The 17,684-nt window shown below is 68.7% G+C and carries 18 protein-coding genes and 1 pseudogene; 7 read left to right on the top strand and 12 right to left on the bottom strand.

Going from position 1 to position 17,684, the window contains the following annotated elements:
* Positions 1-6 precede the first annotated feature (6 nt).
* A complete protein-coding gene (locus tag ACFYWM_RS24655) occupies positions 7-924 on the bottom strand; it encodes a nucleotidyl transferase AbiEii/AbiGii toxin family protein (RefSeq protein WP_389917793.1) in 918 nt (305 codons plus the stop codon).
* Positions 921-1,796, bottom strand: coding sequence for a type IV toxin-antitoxin system AbiEi family antitoxin domain-containing protein (locus tag ACFYWM_RS24650; protein ID WP_389917792.1), 876 nt, complete (start codon positions 1,794-1,796; stop codon positions 921-923). The genes ACFYWM_RS24655 and ACFYWM_RS24650 overlap by 4 nt, the downstream gene beginning before the upstream one ends.
* A 569-nt stretch (positions 1,797-2,365) precedes the next feature.
* Here ACFYWM_RS24650 and ACFYWM_RS24645 point away from each other — a divergent pair.
* Both ACFYWM_RS24645 and ACFYWM_RS24640 read left to right on the top strand, forming a co-directional pair.
* Positions 2,366-2,572, top strand: coding sequence for a hypothetical protein (locus ACFYWM_RS24645; protein ID WP_389917791.1), 207 nt, complete (start codon positions 2,366-2,368; stop codon positions 2,570-2,572).
* The gene (locus ACFYWM_RS24640; protein WP_389917790.1) at positions 2,569-2,985 is read left to right on the top strand and encodes a type II toxin-antitoxin system VapC family toxin; all 417 of its coding nucleotides are present in this window, start codon (positions 2,569-2,571) and stop codon (positions 2,983-2,985) included. The genes ACFYWM_RS24645 and ACFYWM_RS24640 overlap by 4 nt, the downstream gene beginning before the upstream one ends.
* A gap of 125 nt (positions 2,986-3,110) precedes the next feature.
* Here the strand turns inward: ACFYWM_RS24640 and ACFYWM_RS24635 are convergent, their stop codons facing one another.
* Positions 3,111-4,121, bottom strand: a complete 1,011-nt coding sequence (locus tag ACFYWM_RS24635; protein ID WP_389917789.1) for a hypothetical protein — start codon at positions 4,119-4,121, stop codon at positions 3,111-3,113.
* Positions 4,122-4,226: 105 nt separating this feature from the next.
* Positions 4,227-4,370: pseudogene (locus ACFYWM_RS24630) on the bottom strand (helix-turn-helix domain-containing protein); the annotation flags it as partial.
* Positions 4,371-4,613: 243 nt separating this feature from the next.
* Here ACFYWM_RS24630 and ACFYWM_RS24625 point away from each other — a divergent pair.
* The 3 genes from ACFYWM_RS24625 to ACFYWM_RS24615 all read left to right on the top strand — a co-directional run bounded on the left by ACFYWM_RS24625 (position 4,614) and on the right by ACFYWM_RS24615 (position 6,507).
* Positions 4,614-4,829, top strand: a complete 216-nt coding sequence (locus tag ACFYWM_RS24625) for a hypothetical protein (protein ID WP_389917788.1) — start codon at positions 4,614-4,616, stop codon at positions 4,827-4,829.
* Positions 4,826-5,122, top strand: a complete 297-nt coding sequence (locus tag ACFYWM_RS24620; protein WP_389917787.1) for a hypothetical protein — start codon at positions 4,826-4,828, stop codon at positions 5,120-5,122. The genes ACFYWM_RS24625 and ACFYWM_RS24620 overlap by 4 nt, the downstream gene beginning before the upstream one ends.
* A 350-nt stretch (positions 5,123-5,472) precedes the next feature.
* Positions 5,473-6,507: a DUF4331 family protein gene (locus tag ACFYWM_RS24615; protein WP_389917786.1), complete on the top strand. Its 1,035-nt coding sequence runs from the start codon at positions 5,473-5,475 to the stop codon at positions 6,505-6,507.
* Here ACFYWM_RS24615 and ACFYWM_RS24610 read toward each other — a convergent pair whose 3' ends face one another.
* Together ACFYWM_RS24610 and ACFYWM_RS24605 are read right to left on the bottom strand one after the other, a co-directional pair.
* A complete protein-coding gene (locus ACFYWM_RS24610) occupies positions 6,508-6,702 on the bottom strand; it encodes a ferredoxin (protein ID WP_389917785.1) in 195 nt (64 codons plus the stop codon).
* An 8-nt stretch (positions 6,703-6,710) separates the two neighbouring features.
* A complete protein-coding gene (locus ACFYWM_RS24605) occupies positions 6,711-7,910 on the bottom strand; it encodes a cytochrome P450 (protein WP_389917784.1) in 1,200 nt (399 codons plus the stop codon).
* Positions 7,911-8,028: 118 nt separating this feature from the next.
* Between ACFYWM_RS24605 and ACFYWM_RS24600 the strand changes: the two genes are divergently transcribed.
* The gene (locus ACFYWM_RS24600) at positions 8,029-8,649 is read left to right on the top strand and encodes a TetR/AcrR family transcriptional regulator (protein ID WP_389917783.1); all 621 of its coding nucleotides are present in this window, start codon (positions 8,029-8,031) and stop codon (positions 8,647-8,649) included.
* Between the two features lie 391 nt (positions 8,650-9,040).
* Here ACFYWM_RS24600 and ACFYWM_RS24595 read toward each other — a convergent pair whose 3' ends face one another.
* The 5 genes from ACFYWM_RS24595 to ACFYWM_RS24575 form a co-directional block, all read right to left on the bottom strand.
* A complete protein-coding gene (locus tag ACFYWM_RS24595; protein ID WP_389917782.1) occupies positions 9,041-10,447 on the bottom strand; it encodes a cellulose binding domain-containing protein in 1,407 nt (468 codons plus the stop codon).
* A 39-nt stretch (positions 10,448-10,486) separates the two neighbouring features.
* The gene (locus ACFYWM_RS24590; RefSeq protein ID WP_389917781.1) at positions 10,487-11,782 is read right to left on the bottom strand and encodes a beta-N-acetylhexosaminidase; all 1,296 of its coding nucleotides are present in this window, start codon (positions 11,780-11,782) and stop codon (positions 10,487-10,489) included.
* Positions 11,783-11,884: 102 nt separating this feature from the next.
* Positions 11,885-12,808, bottom strand: a complete 924-nt coding sequence (locus ACFYWM_RS24585; RefSeq protein WP_389917780.1) for a carbohydrate ABC transporter permease — start codon at positions 12,806-12,808, stop codon at positions 11,885-11,887.
* On the bottom strand, positions 12,805-13,827 hold the full coding sequence (locus ACFYWM_RS24580; protein WP_389917779.1) for a carbohydrate ABC transporter permease: 1,023 nt from the start codon (positions 13,825-13,827) through the stop codon (positions 12,805-12,807). Before ACFYWM_RS24580 ends, ACFYWM_RS24585 begins: the two co-directional genes overlap by 4 nt.
* A gap of 166 nt (positions 13,828-13,993) precedes the next feature.
* Complete coding sequence (locus tag ACFYWM_RS24575) at positions 13,994-15,280, bottom strand: extracellular solute-binding protein (RefSeq protein WP_389917778.1); 1,287 nt, start codon at positions 15,278-15,280, stop codon at positions 13,994-13,996.
* A gap of 137 nt (positions 15,281-15,417) precedes the next feature.
* On the opposite strand from ACFYWM_RS24575, the gene ACFYWM_RS24570 reads away from it, so the two are divergent.
* A complete protein-coding gene (locus tag ACFYWM_RS24570) occupies positions 15,418-16,152 on the top strand; it encodes a GntR family transcriptional regulator (protein WP_386161433.1) in 735 nt (244 codons plus the stop codon).
* Positions 16,153-16,231: 79 nt separating this feature from the next.
* On the opposite strand, the gene ACFYWM_RS24565 is transcribed toward ACFYWM_RS24570, so the two are convergent.
* The gene (locus tag ACFYWM_RS24565) at positions 16,232-17,629 is read right to left on the bottom strand and encodes a sigma factor (RefSeq protein ID WP_389917777.1); all 1,398 of its coding nucleotides are present in this window, start codon (positions 17,627-17,629) and stop codon (positions 16,232-16,234) included.
* Between the last annotated feature and the right edge of the window lie 55 nt (positions 17,630-17,684).

Here is a 17,684-nt window from a genome sequence, read left to right as displayed (position 1 = left end):
GGCCGGTCAGCCAGCGTTCGACCATGCTGACGTGTGAGGATTCCAGCGTCCCAAAAACGTGCCGGTGAGTATGGGGGTGATGAACGCCTCCGCCGCCACCTGGGCATCGGCCAGGGAAAGGCACCCCCGGAGTCCGACCACCTCGGCCGCGGCGGTGGGGTATCCCCTGCCCCAGGAAGGGTCGGGGAAGACGAACCGGTCCGGCAGCGTCAGATCCGTTCCCAGTCCGGTGCGACGACGGACTTCGCTGCTGAGCGCGATTCGCACCGCGGCTCCACTCAGACTCTCTTTCTGACTGATCAGCAGAAGGTCCGCGAGGTCACGAAACCGGGTGGACGCGGCACCCTGATGACGCTCGTACATGGCGCAGATCTTGTCCGCCACATGATCCGCGAGTGGATAGAGGTGAACGAGCGGCCAGTCATCCGGCCAGGACATGAGGGAACTCGATGCGAGGCTCACCTTCTCAGGAGTTTCAGTGGGATACCGGCCGGTGACAAGGTCAACTTTGATCGTGTCGAGTAGGCGAGTGCCCAGGGCGACGGTGAAGGTTTGTTTGGCACCGCCGATTTCGTCGGAATGTTCAACCATGCTGGTGGGGCTGAAGGTGAAAAAGTCGCCCAGATCAAGTGCGGCGGCATCGAGCAACGCGCTCAGTGCCTCCTGGACACTCTGTGCCGTGGAGCGTTGCAGGTCGATGTCTCTGCTCAGGCGAGCCTGGGCCGGGTAACGCAGTAGAAGCGCTTGCCCTCCCTTGAGGAGCCATCCATCAGGGTCATGACGAAAGACTCGCGTGACCAAACGGCTGAAGTAGAAGCTGCGAAACACCAGAGACGAGTTAAGTCCATGCTGCTTGGCAAAAGCTCCCAAGCGCTTTTTCATGGCCATCTCAACTGCTCTGGGGGTGATGTAAAGCTGAGTCACTCGGCTTCTCCGGAAGACGTCCTGTCGCTGCTTTCTTTCTTCGCCAGGTGCTCGGTGAGTGATGAGACACTTTTGGCCCGCAGGCCGTCGAGGAAGCCGGGGTGATCGGCGAGGAGTCGTCTTACCCGGTCTTCGTCAAGGGTGGAAAGTAGCGCGAGTGCAGAGACGAAGCCCTCGACAACGCCTTCTTGTCTGAGACGTGCGCCTTCCTCCACGGGAAGTTCCGTATCGGCCTGCTCCACCAGATACTCCAGCAGCCGCCGCCCCGAGGCGGAGCGAGGCAGGCCGTAGGCTGTCGTGAAACGCGCGACGCGCCGACCGAGGGAATCCCGGTTCGTCAGGCCGTAGCGATCGGCATCGGCGATCACCCCACCGACGTGCGCGCCGTCTACGCGCGCAGCCAGCAGGTCAACCACGGTTCGCTCGGCTGTGGTGACCGGAAGGCCGTCAACCAGCACGACATCGGCCGCTTCAAGCTCGGCGCGATGCATGCGTACTCCATGCTCGCGGGTGGTGCGACGGCGAGGCACAGAAATCTCCACCAGAGACGTTGGAAGATCCCCGAGTTGGTGGAGCTCGCAGGCCGAGCCGTGAGAGACCACTCCGCCATACGTCTCAAGACCGTGGCGCTGCCACGCCGGTAGCTTGGGCTCAAGCCGTAGCCAGGCGACCTTGATGTCCAGATGCTCAGGCCGCACAGCACCTGTGACGAGATAGACGCCACGGCCGACGTTCTCCAGGAAGCCGGCCTCGACCAGCCGCAGTAGATCCACGGCGCTGAGACCCGCGCCCTTGACCTGGGCCGCCGTCACAAGGCCCCACTGATCAGCCGCCTGCTCCCCTACGGCCTTGAGTGCTCGATCTCGCTTCACGCTGCAAAGATTACATAGTTTCTGCAGCGATAGTTACTCTCCAAGAGTAACTATCGCCGTATCAAAATGAGTTGATCTTTAGTACGTCACCGAAATGTAGCAAAAGTTGCACTATGGCCACCTTCTGGTTCTGGCGGCCGCCGATCTCGGACGGATCAAGGCGTCGGACTCCTTCTCTCGCCGTCGGGTGGACGCCAGGGGCGGGATGGATCGGCATTGCGATGCGCTTCTGGGCTCGTCCGCAGCCAGTTGAGACCCCCGCAGGGGTAGTGAGACCTGATCCACTACCTCTCCATTCCGGTGGAGGCGAGCCGGACCGGGAGTGGCCGCCTTCCTGGTTCGGATCCGTCACCACCGAGCAGGACGACATCGCTGAACGCACTGAGGAGATCTTGCGCGAGGAGCTACGAGGAGAGTTCCCGCCGGACCAGACGGGTCCCGGCCGGGAATAGCTTGCTGGATGTTGCCCACGAGGTACGCCGATCTTCCAGGCGCGGGCCGTCGTGCCGCATGATTCGCGTCGCAGCTCGGCCGTGTGCGTTCCGATGGTGTCTGGTTACACTCGACACATGAGCGTGATGCGTGAGGAGCTTCACCATCTGGTGGACCGCCTGCCCGAGGAGAAGGTGGCACCACTGCTCCGCCTTGTCCGAGACCAGCTCGACGAACAGCCCGTTGTCCGTGATCTGCCGTTCATCGGAACGCTTGAGGCCGAGCCGGATTTCGCGGAACGCTCTGAAGAGATCTTGCGCCCGGAGGACAATCACTCTTCGTGATTGTCATTGATTCAGGGCCTTTGGTCGCGGCGGTCAATATTCGGGACAACCATCACGAACTCTGCGCCAGGCTTTTGCGGACCCACCCGGGTCCGCTTCTCGTTCCCGTCACAGTTGTCACGGAAGTCTGCCAACTCATCGAGAAGCGTCAGGGCAGCAAGGCGGAAGCGGCTTTTCTGCGGTCTTTTCAATCTGGCCTGGTTCTGATCGACCTCATTAACGAAGATTTAGATCGAATGAGTGATTTGGTAGAAATGTATGCCAATCTCCCATTGGGTGCGGCTGATGCCTCAGTGATCGCGGTTGCTGAGAGGCTTGAGCCGGCCGAGGTGGCCACACTTGATCGCCGTCATTTCACCGTCGTACGCCCTCGGCATGTGGACGCGTTCACCCTCTTGCCCGAGCGGCTCTGAGTACGGAACCGAAGGATCATCGCCGACGGCATTCGGACGGACCGGCTATCGAGGAACCGTGTTGTGGCCCTCGAAAGGGTGATGAGACCTGATCCGTTGCCTCTACGTGGGCATTCTCCGGCGCGTCAAACCGGGCGGTCGCCTGTCGTGAGGGCGTGGAGGTCGCGGGCGGCGGGGAGGGTCCGGGCCCGCTCGGGGAGGGCGGCCACGACCTCCCGCATGATCTTGCGTCTGGCGGTCGTGGTGGGAAGGGAGGTCGCGAGGTCGAGAGCGCGGCCGAGCCCTTCGGTCACATCGTGATCCTGGACCAGCCCCCATGCCTGGATGAGGCCGATGTTGGCCCTTCCCCCGGCCTTCTCGCGCGGACACGAGGCGAGAGCCTGCTCCAGCATCGGCATCGCCGACTTCCCGTCTCCCAGCTTGGTGAGCACGAAGGCCTCGGCGTACTGCGCGCTGTCCAGAGGCAGGCCCCACACGGAGATGGGGTCGTCGGTCACGGAGGCGGGAAGGCGCTCGTAGACGCCCCTGAAATCGTCGAGGACCTCACGGGCGGAGGCCACCTGTCCGGCCTCGGCGAGAATGCGGCTGCGCGTTTTCAGCGCCTCCGTCAGACCGAGGCATGGACGGCCGTCGGCGAGATGCACGGCCTCCTCGATCAGGGTGTCCGCGGCCGGTCCGAGACGACGCAGGTAGAACGACTGGGTGGCCTCCTCCGCGCGGATCCACACGCTCAGCTCACGGTCGCCGGAGGCGTCGGCGGCCGACCGGGCCGCACGCCACGAACGCCAGCACGCGCGGGCGCTGGAGGTCTCGGCCAGTTCAAGGGCGATGAACGCCGCCAGTTGGGCGTAGACGCGCAGCAGGGTGGTGTGCTCGGCCGGGGCCTGAGCGTGCGTCAGAGCCTGCTCCAGGTTGCGGATGTCGCCCGCCAGGTCGGCGAATCTGGAACCCGGCGGCTCCGTCCACACGCCCTGCGCGTAGTCCCACGCGATCTGCTCCCAGTCGCTCACGCTATTCTCGGCCGCGTGGTCCGTGATCCGTCCCAGGCCCGCGTGCAGGGCGTCCACGGTGGAAGCGGGGATGCCGACACCGGCACCCATCGTCATCAGGAGTTGGAGAAGGGTTCGGCGCTCCACATCGTCCTCATTACGTCCTGAGGTGCTGGTTTTTTCGTTACTTACCCGGAATCGGGCGAGTTCCACGACGAGAGCGTGAAGCTCCGAGATCTGCCCGTTCGCCTCCAGCGCCCTGTCGACCGCCCGAGCGCTGGAGGTGTCCATTCGCGAGGCGGCGCGCTCCCAGGCGGAGATCATCGTGTGGTCCACATGGACCATTTCGGCGAGGCCGCGCTGCGATAAATGGGCATTTTCCCGCCAATGGCGAATAGTGCTGCCAAGCAGGTGTCAAGGGGAATCGGCGGGATTAACCGGCTGGGGCGTACGTGGCATTTCCGTACTCCGGGGTTGGGGAGGTTGGGGGGTGCGCGTCTTCCCCCGGCAAACCTCTTGGATATCTCGTCGGCCGATTCCACTATTACACGGGCGTGGCGAAAAGCCTCGTGAAACGGCGGAGCCCGCCACGGCATCGCACGCCGGGACGGGCTCCTTGATCGGATGGAGGTCCGATCCATGGACGATGGTAAATCAACAACACCCGAGCCGGTGATTTCGGGCTGGCGAATCATTCTCAGTGACAGGGGGCGGCTTTGGGCCTCCCGCGTCGTCCCGTTCACCGATGCCGAGTTCGACGCCGGAGCGGCGCGTACGGTCGACGCCGACACCCTCGACGCGTTGCGGGCCGAGGTCGAGCGGCAGGAGAGCACGGCACGGCAGGCGCTCTCATGATCCGGCGCGGGCCCGCGCCCGCCTCAGGGCGGCACCGGGACGGCCTGGTCCCCACCCTCGTTCCTCGCCGTTCGTGGGATCGGCGGGCACGCGCGGACGCGGAGCGGCTGGATCGCGAGTGGAAGGACTGGGCCGTCTTCTACGGCACGCACTCGCGCCTGTTCTACGCGATCGCGGGCTGGCCGGTGCTCGGTCCGGAGATCCTGCGGGCTTCCACCGCCGACGACCTCGAAGTCCAGATGTACGAGGTGGTCATGGCTCTGGCCATCCGGCGCGAGGTGCCTGTTTCCTAGCGAGGGCGGCGATGACTCCCGCGAGCGGCGGTATGAACCTTTTGAGACCGCTCGCGGGGGTGGGGGCGACCGGGAATCATGAGCCCGGTCGCCACGGCGGTGCTCTCGTCAGGGGTGGCGAGGGCACCGCCCCGCCGGGGCTGTCCCAGTGGTCCAGCAGGCAGTGAATTTCGGCGGGCGCGGAGTTGACCGAACCCAGGGGCGATGTTTAGCCAGGCGCAGGTCATTCGGAGCGATGGGTGGGGATTGACTGACGTTGAGGGAAAAGTCCTGCTCAGCCTGGGTGGGTCTTCCCGGTAGGAGCGGATGGACGGCAATGCGAGGCCATCGAGAGAACGGGGAGAAGTGACATGTCCCATCACCTTGACTCACCGGGTGCCCGGCAGGACGTCCGCCTGGACATCACCGACCTCTACGTCTTCCGGGGCGAGACGGGCACCGTGTTCGTGATGGACATCTGCCCCTCCATCGCCGGTGAGGACGCTCCCAGGGGCTTCCACCCCGAGGCGACGTACGAGTTCAAGATCGACGGCGACGGCGACCACGTCGAGGATCTCACCTACCGCCTCACCTTCGGCGAACGCGACGAGGCGGGGGAACAGGACGTGGAGCTGCGCCGCCTCGCCGGTGCCGAGGCCCGCGAGGTCGACGCGTCCGGCGCCGTGGTGGCCCGAGGGACGACCGGACAGCGGATCGACGCCGACGGGGGCCTGCGGCTGTGGGCCGGTGAGGCGAGCGATCCCTTCTGGATCGAGCCCGACGTCCTCGCCGCGATCGGGAAGGCCTTCGCGGACGGCACCAGGGCCGACCTGTCCTCGTGGGACCCGGCGGGCGCGAGGAACCTGTTCGTCGGGAACAGGGTGTACGCCGTCGTGCTGGAGGTCCCCGACGGCGACCTGCTTCCCGTCGCCGGTGACGACCGGCGCGTCGGCGTGTGGGCCCTCACCAGCCTGGCCACCGACGCCGGAGGCCGGCGGGTCGTCAACCGCGCCGGTCACCCCATGGTCCACCCGCTCTTCACCCAGCACGACGGGGACCTCGGCGACCGGCTCAACGTCACCCCGCCCGCCGACGACGCCCGGCACTTCGGCGAGGTCGTCGCCGGCATGGTCGCCGGGGTCGTCGGGGCCTACGGCACCGCCGAGGACCCTCGGGCGTACGGCAGGTGGGTCGCCGAACGGCTCTTCCCCAACGTGCTGCCGTACACCGTCGGCACCCCGGCGGTCTACGGCTTCGCCGGATGGAACGGCCGCTCGCTCACCGACAACGCGCCGGACGTGATGTTCTCCCTCGCCACCAACACCGCGCTCACGATCGGCCTCGGCAGCGACTCGGTCGCCGCCCGGCCGACCCGGACCTTCCCGTACGTCCCGCCGGCCGGCTGATCAGTCGATCACCGAGATGGCGCCCGAGGGGCACAGCTGCCGGGCCCGGCGGGCGGCGGCGTGCAACTCGGGCGGGGGTGTCTCGTCGAGGAGCACGACGGTGCCCTCGTCCTCGCTCTGGTCGAAGACCTCGGGCGCGGTGAGCGCGCACATGCCCGCCCCGATGCACCGCTCCGTGTCCGTGGTGATCTTCATATCCCCTCCTACCATCTGACCGGCAGCTCCCGTACACCGTAGATGGACATCGTGTCGCGCATCGGGACCTCCTCCGCCGGTACGGCGAGGCGCAGGCCGGGGAAGCGGTCGAAGAGCATCGGGAACGCGGTGCGCATCTCCACGCGGGCGAGCTGCTGGCCGAGGCACTGGTGCAGCCCGTGCCCGAAGGTGAGGTGCCCGGTCGCGGGGCTGGTGATGTCCAGGCGGTCGGGGTCGGAGAAGCGCGCGGGGTCGCGGTTGGCGGCCGGGAGCGAGAGGGCCACCGGGTCTCCGGCCCTGATGAGCTGTCCCTCCACCTCGACGTCCTCCAGGGCCGCGCGGAGCGGGCCGACGTGGATGATCCCGAGGTAGCGCAGCAGCTCCTCGATCGTGTTGTCGATCAGCGAGGGGTCGGCGCGCAGCGCGGCGAGCTGGTCGGGGTGCCGGAGCAGGGCGAACGTGCCGAGGCCGAGCATGTTCGCCGTCGTCTCGTGCCCGGCGACGAGCAGCAGGAAGCCGACGTTGCCCAGCTCCTCGTCGGTCAGCTCGCCGCCCGCGATCAGCCCGCTGAGCAGGTCGTCGGCGGGGTCGGCCCGCTTGGCCTCGATGAGCCGGGCGAAGAACGCGCCGAAGCCGGCGATCGTCGCGCGGATCTCCTCGACGGAGGACGACAGGTTCAGCAGCACCGTGGTGGCCCGCTGGAACTCGTCGCGGTCGGCGTACGGGACGCCGAGCAGCTCGCAGATCACCAGCGAGGGGATGGGCAGCGCGAACTCCCTTATCAGGTCCTGGGGAGGGCCGGCCTTCTCCATCGCGGCGAGCCGCTCCTCGGTGATCTCCCGGATCCTGGGCTCCAGCTGCTTCATCCGCCGGACCGTGAACTGGGCGGTGAGCGGCTTGCGGTAGCGGGTGTGGTCGGGCGGGTCCATCCGGATGAACAGGCCGGGGTCGGCCGGGCGGCGCGCCTCCCGCATCAGCGGGAAGGGCACCGGGACGTTCAGCAGCTCGCGCCGGGAGCTGAACCGGGGATCGGCCAGGATCGCCCGTACGGCGGAGTAGCCGGTCACCAGCCAGCCCGTCGTGCCGTCCGGGTAGGCGAGCGGGGTCACGGGCCGCTCCTCGCGCAGCGCGGCCAGGCGCTCGGGCGGATCGAAGGGGCTGGTACGCCCGAAGGGGAAGGTGACCGCTTCCGGATTGGACTGCGTCATTTCACACTCCTCGTGCAGCGACTCATGCAGCGACGCGCTCCGTCCCGTCCAGAAAACTACATCAAATGCAAAATTACAATAGATGCAGAGTATGGGCTGATGCATTAAGCTGACGCGCATGAGTGAGGTCCTGGGACTGCGTGAACGCAAGAAGCTCCGCACCCGGCACGCGCTCATCGCCGCCGCGCTGAAGCTTTTCATGGAGAAGGGCTACGAGCAGACCACCGTCTCGGAGATCGCCGCGGCCGCCGACGTCTCGACGCGCACCTTCTTCAGCTACTTCGCGAGCAAGGAGGAGGTGATCTTCCACAACTCGCGCGACGGCATCGAGCGCGTACTGGGGGTGATCGCGGAGGCCCGTCCGGGAGACCGGGCGATAGACGTGCTGACCCGTGCCGTCGCCTCCGGTTTCACCATGCTCGCCCTCGACGAGCGGCTCCAGAGCGAGGTGGGCCCGGTCAACTACCTCGTCATGACCGTCCCCTCGCTGCGGGCGCGCGGCCTGCTGCTCCTCTTCGAGAGCCAGCGGGAGCTCGCCGAGGCCCTGCACCGGGCGTGCCCGGAGGAGCTGAGCCTCGTCGAGGCGTCGGCGTTCGTCGGCGCGGTGGTGGGCGGGGGCAAGCTCGCCGCCTTCGTCAGCATGGGCAACGGCGCCTCACCGGAGGAGATGCTGGAGGCCGGTCGCCAGGCCATCGAGTACGCCCTCTCGGCCCTCCGCGCGGCCTCCTCCACCCCATAGCGCCTCTCCACAGCGCTTCTCCGTCGTGTACGACCGCGCCGGTCCATACCGCCGACCGGTCGGTCTTCCGGTATGCCACCGGCGACGTTTTCGCGTCTACGCTGACGTGACATGGCGACACCCTCTTCCCCCCGCGTTCTCGCCGGGGGAGAGACGCTTCGTCCTGCTCGCCCCGGCCCGGACGAGCTCCGTGCTGTGACCGGCGCTGCCCGGTGTCGTCGTCGCGGCGATCGGTCCCGGCACCGCTCTTCTCGGCTGCTCCGGGCTCGTCGTGGTCGCCACGCTCGCGGCGCTGCTCTCCCCCCAGGTCCGCACCCTGCGGGCGCCGGTCACCGAGGAAGACGTACGGCCCGCGTCTGGGGAGACCGCGGGCCGTACTCACTAGGGGACGTCAGGAGTTGGGGACGGTGTCGACCCAGGTGGTCGAGGCGGAGCGGTAGTTGTTGACGCGGCTCAGGACGGTGGCGGGGGCCACGACCTCGTTCTTGGAGTGGTAGAACCAGTCGACCTGCTGGATGTAGTTACGCGAGGTCGAGCTGCCGACCAGGCCGCCGCTGATGAACCAGAGGTTGAAGTTCACCGACTGCACCGTCTCCGGGTAGTAGTCGCCGCCGTGCTCGGCGAAGAGGGCGCCGTCGATGTAGTACCTGATCTGGCCGCCGGAGACCTGGAGCACGAGGTCGTGCCAGCCCGCGTAGCTCTGCCTGACCTCGGTGTGCACGTTCACCGCCTGCCAGGGCTCGTTGCGGTAGGTCTCCCACGAGGTGGCGTACATGATGTTGGCGGGCTCGCCCCAGCCGCCGTTGGGCAGGTACTCGAAGTCCTGCTCGCTGTAGTTGGGGTCCATGTCGGCGGCGAGCGGGGTGATCGTGAAGAAGGTCTGCACGATGTGGTCGCCGTCGGGGCCGCTGACCGGGGTGTCGGAGAACTTCACCCGGGCCGCGTAGGTGCCCTCGAGGAACTTGCGCTGGTGCAGCACCTCCGACTGCTGGGTGCCCGAGGCGGTGCCGTCGGTCACGGCCTTGAGCTGCAGTGCCTTGTTCGTCCCGGAGATCGTGGGGAAGGTCACGTTCTGCTTGGGCCAGCTGGCGCCGGGCACGCCGGGGCCGCCGCTGTTGGTGCGCACGGTCCAGTTGTGCGCGGAGATGTTCGGGTCGTCGGCGTTGTTGTACGCGAAGTCGTCGAACACCACGCCGCTGCCCCCGGGAGGGTTCGTGATCGTCGGGGTGGGCGTCGGGGTCGGGTCGCCACCGCCGCCCGAGGGGGAGGTGCCCCAGACCAGGGCGCCGTTCTGGTAGACGGTCACCTTGGTCCAGTCGCCGTACGTCGTGCGCGCCGGGCCGAAGGAGTAGTCGTCGCTCTGGGTCAGCCGCTGCCAGTCGGAGCGGTGGAAGCGCAGCTGCAGGTCACCGGTCTGCGCCCCGACCGCGAGGTTCCCCGAGGTGAAGCCCACCTCAAGGTAGCGGTCGGCGGTGGCCGTGCCGGGGGAGAGCGTCCCGAAGGTCCCGGTTACCGTGGAGCAGGAGACCACCGCCCATGAGCAGGCGAAACGGTACTGCGGCGATCCGGCGTCCGCCTTGAAGTAGTAGCGGATCTTCACGCCGCTCAGCGGCACGGCCGAGGTGCCGCTGTTGACCAGGTTGAACCATGGCTCGACCTGATCGGCGGTCGCTCCGGCGGCGCTCGTCTTGTACTGGAGCCTGACGGACTGCTGGGCGCTGGCCGGGTTGGCCGCGACGCCCACCAGCGCGAGCAGCATGGCGGACACGAGTCCGCCGAGTAACAGCTTTCTGCGCACTGTCTTTCCTTTCCTGGATGCTCCCGGGGTTTACGGGTTCTAGGGGATGAGCGGGCCGCCGCGGACGCCCTGGGCGCTGAGCCGGGCGAGGTGCGGGCCGAGCCGCCGCAGGAAGTCGGGGTAGTCGCCGGGCGAGCCCCAGGCGACCTCGGCGAAGGCGCACATCCTGGGCAGGGCCATGAACTCCACCCGTTCGGGCGTGGGCATGTACTCGGTCCACAGCTGGCACTGCACGCCCCGCGCGGCCGGGTCGGGTGCGAACGCGTAGGTGTCGGCCAGGGTGAGGACGCTCTCCTGGACGGTCGGCCGGTCGGGGTCGGCCGGCTGGTCGTCGAAGGGCGCGGCCGAGGGGCGGTAGTCGAAGTAGGTCCGCGTGTGCGGCGCCAGGATGATGTCGTTGCCGCCGCGCTCGGCCTGCTCGTCGCGCCAGACCATGACGGTCGTGCCGGGGGTGGGCTCGCGGTCGGGCTCGTCCCAGCAGACCAGCTTGCGCGAGTGCTTCTCCAGGTGCGCGGCCATCCGGCCGATGAACCAGGCGCACGCGTCCCGGGGGCCCGCCAGCCCCAGCTCCGCCAGCCGCTCCCGCGCCCGGGGGGTGCGCTCCCACTCGGTGGTGGGGCACTCGTCCCCTCCGACGTGCACGTACGTGCTCGGGAAGAGCTCCATGACCTCGTCGAGCACGTCCTGGCAGAAGCGGACGGTGGACTCCTCGAGGTTGAGGACGTGCTCGCTGATCCCCCACTCGTCCCAGACCTCCACCGCGCGGGACGGGTCGTTGCCCAGGTGCGGGTAGGCGGCGACGGCGGCCTGGGCGTGGCCGGGCATCTCGATCTCGGGCACCACGGTGACGAAGCGCTCCGCCGCGTACGCGATGATCTCCCGCACGTCCTCCCGCGTGTAGAAGCCGCCGCGCCGCGCGCCGACCTCGGTGAGCAGGGGGTAGCGCTCGATCTCCAGGCGCCACCCCTGGTCGTCGGTGAGGTGCAGGTGCAGCACGTTGAGCTTGTGCTCGGCGAGCAGGTCGACGAGGCGCAGGACGAACGCCTTGGGCATGAAGTGCCGGGCGACGTCCAGCATCACCCCGCGCCAGGCGAATCTCGGCCGGTCCTCGATCGTCCCGTACGGGATCAGCGGCCCCAGCTGGGAGAGGGTCCGCGAGCCGTAGAAGCGGCCGGCCGGGCCGCCGGCGGTGAGCTCGACGCCCGAGGGGGAGACGTCGAGGCGGTAGCCCTCCTCGTCGAGGGACGGGTCGTCGGGCATCAGCCGCAGGAGGTCCCGCCGGAACGCGACGGAGCCCCCGTCGACGGCCACTTCCCGTGGCCTCGGAATGATCACGTTGGTCTTCCCTTCGCGGCGCCCCGGGAGGGCACGCCTGTGGACGGTGGGAGGGCATGGCTGGGGGAGGGTGACGGTGGTGAGGGGTGGGAACGGCGTCGCTCAGCCCTTGACGGCGCCGGCGATCACTCCCGAGGTGACCCTGCGCTGCAGGACGAGGAAGATCAGCAGCACCGGCAGCATGAAGAGGGTCGAGGCGGCCATGGTGGCTCCCCAGTCGGTGCCGAAGACGTTGCTGAAGGAGGAGAGCCAGACGGGGAGGGTCCGGTCGTCCTGGTTCTTGATGATCAGTGCGTTGGCGAAGGCGAACTCGTTCCACGCGGTGATGAAGCCGAACAGGCAGGTGGACATCAGGCCCGGGGCGAGCAGCGGCAGGACCACGCGGCGGAAGGCCGTCGCCCGGTCGCACCCGTCCATCAGCGCGGCCTCCTCCAGCTCCGGGGGGATCGCGGCGAGGAACCCGCGCAGGGTGACGATGGTGAACGGCAGCGTCGTCATGAAGTAGATCAGGGTGAGCATCGACAGCTTGTCGAGCATGTTGGTGTCGCGGGCGATGATGAACATCGACACCAGCAGCGCCTCCCAGGGGGCCATCTGGGCGATGAAGACCATCAGGATGAACGCCTTGCGCCCGCGCCAGCGCATCCGGGCCACCGCGAACGCGGCGAGCAGCGCGACCACCAGGGCGAGCAGCACCGCGCTCGCGGTGACGGTGAGGCTGTTGCGCCAGAACGTCCAGAAGCCGTCCGCGCTCACCGCGGTCGCGAAGTGCTCCAGGGTGGGGTCGGCGGGCCAGAAGGTCGGGGTCTGCGACTGGATGTCCCTGGTGGGCTTGAACGCGGTCAGCACCATCCAGTAGACGGGGAAGACCGAGACGGCCAGTACGGCCAGGGCCGCGAGGTTCAGCGGCACGCGGCGCAGCGGGCGGGCGAGTGTCAGGTGGCGGGACGTCGGGCGGCCGGACGGTGTACGGCCGGACGGTGTGGGGCCGGGTGCCGGCCTGCCTGACGTCAAGGTGGTCGTCACAGTTCCTCCCCTTCGTGCTTGAGCATCCGCCGGAGGTGGGTGATGAGCAGGGCGATCAGGATCAGCACGGTGAGGGTGGAGATCGCCGAGCCGAGGTCGTACTTGTGGAGCGACTGCGCGACCTGGAACGCGTAGACGGGCAGTGTGGTGGTCGCCTCCCCGGGGCCGCCCTTGCTGATCGCCCAGATCTGGGCGAAGCACTTGAACACCCAGATCACCTCCAGCGAGGCGATCAGGCCGAAGAGCGGTCGCAGGATGGGGAAGGTGACCGAGGTGAAGACCTGCCGCCCGCTCGCGCCGTCGATCCGCGCGGCCTCGTACAGCTCGGCGGGGATGGTGGTCAGGCCCGCGTAGAGGGTGAGGGCCGCGAACGGCACGGACTGCCAGACGACCAGGGCCACCAGGATGGCGAAGGTGGACGTGCCGTCGGCGAACCAGGTGTAGTCCCTGAAGGACTCGAACCCCAGCGTGACCAGCAGCCAGTTGACCACCCCCAGCCGCGACTGGAACAGCCACTGGAAGATCGTGGTGGCCGCGAGGACGGGGGTGGCCCAGGTGAGCACCAGGCCGCCCATCACGGCCAGGCGCATCCCCCGGCCCAGACGGGCGATCATCAGGGCCACCGCGGTGGAGATGACCATGATCAGGACGACGTTGACGGCCGTCCAGACCAGGGTCCTGCGCACCACGGCCCAGAACTCCGCCCCGCCGAGCACCTCCGCGTAGTTGCCCAGGCCGACGAACTCCGCGCCGCCCCGGATCAGCTCACCGGTCCTGAAGTGCTGGAAGGAGATGACGACGCTGCGGATCAGCGGGTAGAGCAGCAGGTAGGCGGTGCCCGCCAGGGTGGGCGCGATCAGCAGGTAGGGCCAGAGACCGGCGATCCGGGACGGCCGCGCCCCCTGCCTGGAGGGTTCGGGGTGCTCGGGGTGTTCGGGGTGCTCTGGCGCGGTGGCGCCCCGGTCGCGGGTGCGCCGCCGTGTCGGGCGCCCGGTCGGGGCCTGGGGGGCAGCGGACATGGCACTCCTCGAAACGGGCGAGCGGGTACGGACGGGTGGGTGGGAATCCGGTCAGGGTTCGTCGTGGCCGGTGCGGTTTCGTGCGGGCCGGTGTTGGCTCTCGCGGCCGCCGGGGTTTCGTGCGGGCCGGGCGCCGGGTCTTGCGGCGCGGGGCGGTGGGCGGGTGTCAGGACTTGGTGTTGAGGATCTCGGCGATGTCCTGGTCCACCGTGGCGGCCTCGGTGGCGGGGGTGCCTCCGGTGAGCACCTTGGTCAGATACTCCTTGATCAGGTTCTTGGCCTCGACCGCCGCCCAGTTGGGGGAGTTGGGGGTGGCGTGCCCGTTCGCGGCGCCCGCGGCCATCGCGGCCGTCGCCTCGTTGTCGCTCAGCACGCCCGCCAGGGAGACGCGGTTGGGCACGTAGCTCATCTCCTTGGCCATGTCGGTCTGGAACTTCTCACCTGCCAGCGCCTTGACCACCTCGTACGCCGCCTCCGGGTTCTTCGACGCCTCGGGGATGACCAGGTCGGAGCCGCCGGTGAACACCGCGCCCGGCTTGTCGGCGGTCTTGCCGGGGATGGGGAAGAACCCGAGCTTGCCCTTGAGGTCCGGGTTGGCCTTCTCGATCGCCACCGCGCCGCCCGGGGCGGAGATGAGCTGGGCGACGTCGCCCTTGGCGAAGACGTCGGCCTGCGGGGGTTTGGCCTCGTCGGAGTCCTTGGGGCCCTTGCCCAGCGCCTGGAGCTTCCGGTAGAACTCGACCCCGGCCAGCGCCTGGGGGGTGCCGAGGCCGCCCTTCCAGGTGCCGCCCTCGTTGACCGCGAGGTCGCCGCCCTCGTCCCAGATGAACCCCGCGAGGGTGTACCAATTCTGGCCGGGCAGGTAGATGCCCTGGTCACCGCCCTTGTTGAGCTTGGCCGTGACCTCCAGCCACTCGTCCCTGGTCTTGGGCGGCGAGGTGATCGAGGCCTTGGCGAACAGGTCCTTGTTGTAGATGACCACCCGGTTCGCGGCGTACCACGGGATGCCGTACTGGCGTCCGTCGATCTTGCCCGGTTCCGCCAGGCCGGGCAGCCAGTCGCCGCCGTCCAGGTCGGCGATCTTGTCGGTGAGGTCCTTCACCCCGCCGCTGGCGGCGTACTCGGCGACCTGGGTGTTCCCGACCTCGATGACGTCCGGGGCGTCGTTGCTGGCCAGGGCGCTGGTGACCTTCTGGCCGATGCCGTCCCACTCCTGGATCTGGATGTCGAGGGCGACACCGGGGTGGGCCGCCTGGTAGTCGGTGCGGAAGCGGTCGAGCAGGGCGTCGGAGAAGCTGTCGCGCATGACCCACACGGTCAGGTTCGTGGAGCCCTGCCCGGTACCGGCCGAGCCGGGCGAGTCCGCGGAGGGGGACGGCTCGGAGGAGCCGCATGCGGTGAGGCCTGCGGCGAGTGTCAGCACTGCCGCGGTGGCGCGGAGGCGGTACCCCATCGGTACTCCCAGAGGTCAGATATTGGTAAGTAATTGGCCTGCTCCGCATAGGGTGGCTCTTACCACTTCTGGCGTCAAGGCCTGTTTTTTACGGGATGACAGGTAACAAATAGGTAAGATCTTGGTAAGGTGGGGCGGTGACTCTAAACATGAGGTCCGGGCTCAAGCGCGACCGGGTGCGCGACGTCCTGCTCGACTTCATCGCCGACATGAAGCCGGGCGAGGCGATCCCCTCCGAGCGGGATCTCTGTAAGGAGCTCGGGGTCTCCCGGCCCACCGTGCGCGCGGCGATCGACGACCTGGTCATGTCGGGGCTGCTCGTCCGCGAGCACGGGCGCGGCACGTTCACCGGGCCGCACCGGGTCACCCAGGCACTGGCCTCGACGACGGGCAACTCGTTCTACGCGCCGCCCGCCGAGGGCAACTGGCTCAGCCGGATCCTGGAGTTCGGCTCCACCCCCGCGGGCGCCCGGCTCGCCACCCGGCTCCAGCTCTCTCCCGCCGACCCCGTCCTGAGGGTCGTGCGGCTGCGTGTCGTCGACGACGAGCCCATGGCGATCGAGCGCATCCACCTGCCGTACGCCCTGGTCGAAGGCCTGGTCCCGGCCGACATGGAGTCGGGCTCGTTCTACCGGCTGCTGCGGGAACGTTTCGACGTCGACGTCCGCGGTGCCGTGCAGACGATAGAGCCCACCGTCACCGACGAGACCGAGGCCGAGCTCCTCCACGTCCCCCAGCACGCCCCGGCCCTGCTCTTCGAGCGCACCACCCGCGACGTCGGCGGCCGGATCGTCGAGTTCACCCGCTCGATCTACCGGGGCGACCGCTACCGGGTGACCTCGGAGCTGTCCTTCAACGCCGACTCGGGCTGATTCCCCGCCGGTCCCGGCCGTGAGTCCCGCCCGGCCGCCTTCCCGGGGGAGGCGGGCCGGGCGTGGTCCCGTCCTTCCGTTACCTGATCGCGGCCAGGTTCACGACGTGCGTCTCCTGCCCGATCCGGTAGCTCAGCCAGCCGAAACCGGCGTCGACGAGCGTCACGTTCCTGATCGTGATACGTCGCCGGTCCAGGTCGGCGGACACGCCGGTGACCAGGTCGTAGAGGGCCAGGCCCTCCTTGGAGTGCCTCAGGTAGAACCGCTCCAGGTAGGAGGTGCCGTGCGCCCGGACCCCGGACGGCAGCGCGCGCTCCCGGGAACCGTCGCGGTCGCGGACGAAGAGGTCCCGGTCCGGTCTGCCGGGTTCGCGCTGACCGTGGCATCGCCTGACGTCGCACCTGACGGAGATCTCGCCGGGCCTGACCACGGCGGCGCGCCGCTCCCCCGTCTCGGCGTTGAACAGCTCGGCGAAGAGGGCCTGCTCGCTGTCGTGGCCCACCCAGGGCCACCGCAGGAGATTCTGCCCCTCGGTGCCCGGCACCGCCCGCGGCTCACCGCCGCGCAGCGGCACCCGGTACACCCCGCCGCCCGCGCGGGAGAAGAACACGTCCGAGCCCACCACCTCCAGTGTCTTGACGTGGTCCTTTCCCGCGGCGCTCCCCGGCGGGACGTCGGCCACCTTCCGGGGGGTGCCGCCGCCGGCGGGAACCGTCCAGATCCGCGCGCCCCGCTGCCCGCCCGGCTTCCGGTACGACGTCCACCAGGCGATGTTCCCGCCGCCCGCGACGACCTTGCCGGAGGAGGTCGTCGAACCCGGGTCCGGGGAGATCTCGGCGATCCGCCGGGGCCTGCCGCTCTCCAGGTCGTAAGCCCACAGGGACTGCCTCGTCCTCTCACCCGCTTCCGTCATGACGAGCAGCGTCCGGCCGTCGAGAAGCGACTGCGGGACGTAGGCGCGGCCGTCGGGAAGCCTGGCCGGGATCCTGCGCACCGCCTGCGGCCACACCCGTTCGATGGGGGGCTTCTCCTCCGGCGTCGATCCCCGCGTGTCCGTGGCGTTCGCCCCGGGCAGCCGCACGTCCGGCGGGCCCAGGGTCCGTGTCGCCGTACCCGCCCCGACGGCCACCGCGACCACGGCCGCCGCCGCGAGCAGCGCGGCGGGCGCCCGCCAGAGTCCCTGGTCCTCGTCGGAGGGGAAGACCGCCTCCCAGGTCCGCTCGGGCGGCTCCCCGGTGAGATGCTCGCGCCTGCGCCGCCGCCAGATGCTGATGTGCAGCCGCGCCATCGTCGTCCGGGCGTGGCCGTGCGCGTCGGTCTTGCGCCGCACCCTCGGCCAGGCGTCGCGCAACCGGGTCAGCGCCTCCTGCGTGAGATCGGCGGCGTCGTGCGGGTTACCGGTCAGGACGTACGCGTAGCGGAGCAGCGCCTCACACCGTTCGGTCACGAAGTCGTCGAACCCGGGTTCGTCGTCCACCTGCCGTCCTTTCTCCGTTGTCATGGCCTTGACGCCCAAGGGCCCGGAAGTGTTG

Source organism: Streptosporangium sp. NPDC002721 (assembly GCF_042888905.1).
GTDB lineage: Bacteria > Actinomycetota > Actinomycetes > Streptosporangiales > Streptosporangiaceae > Streptosporangium.
Note: the sequence above shows the minus strand (reverse complement) of the source record. Positions and strands in the feature narration are given on the sequence as shown.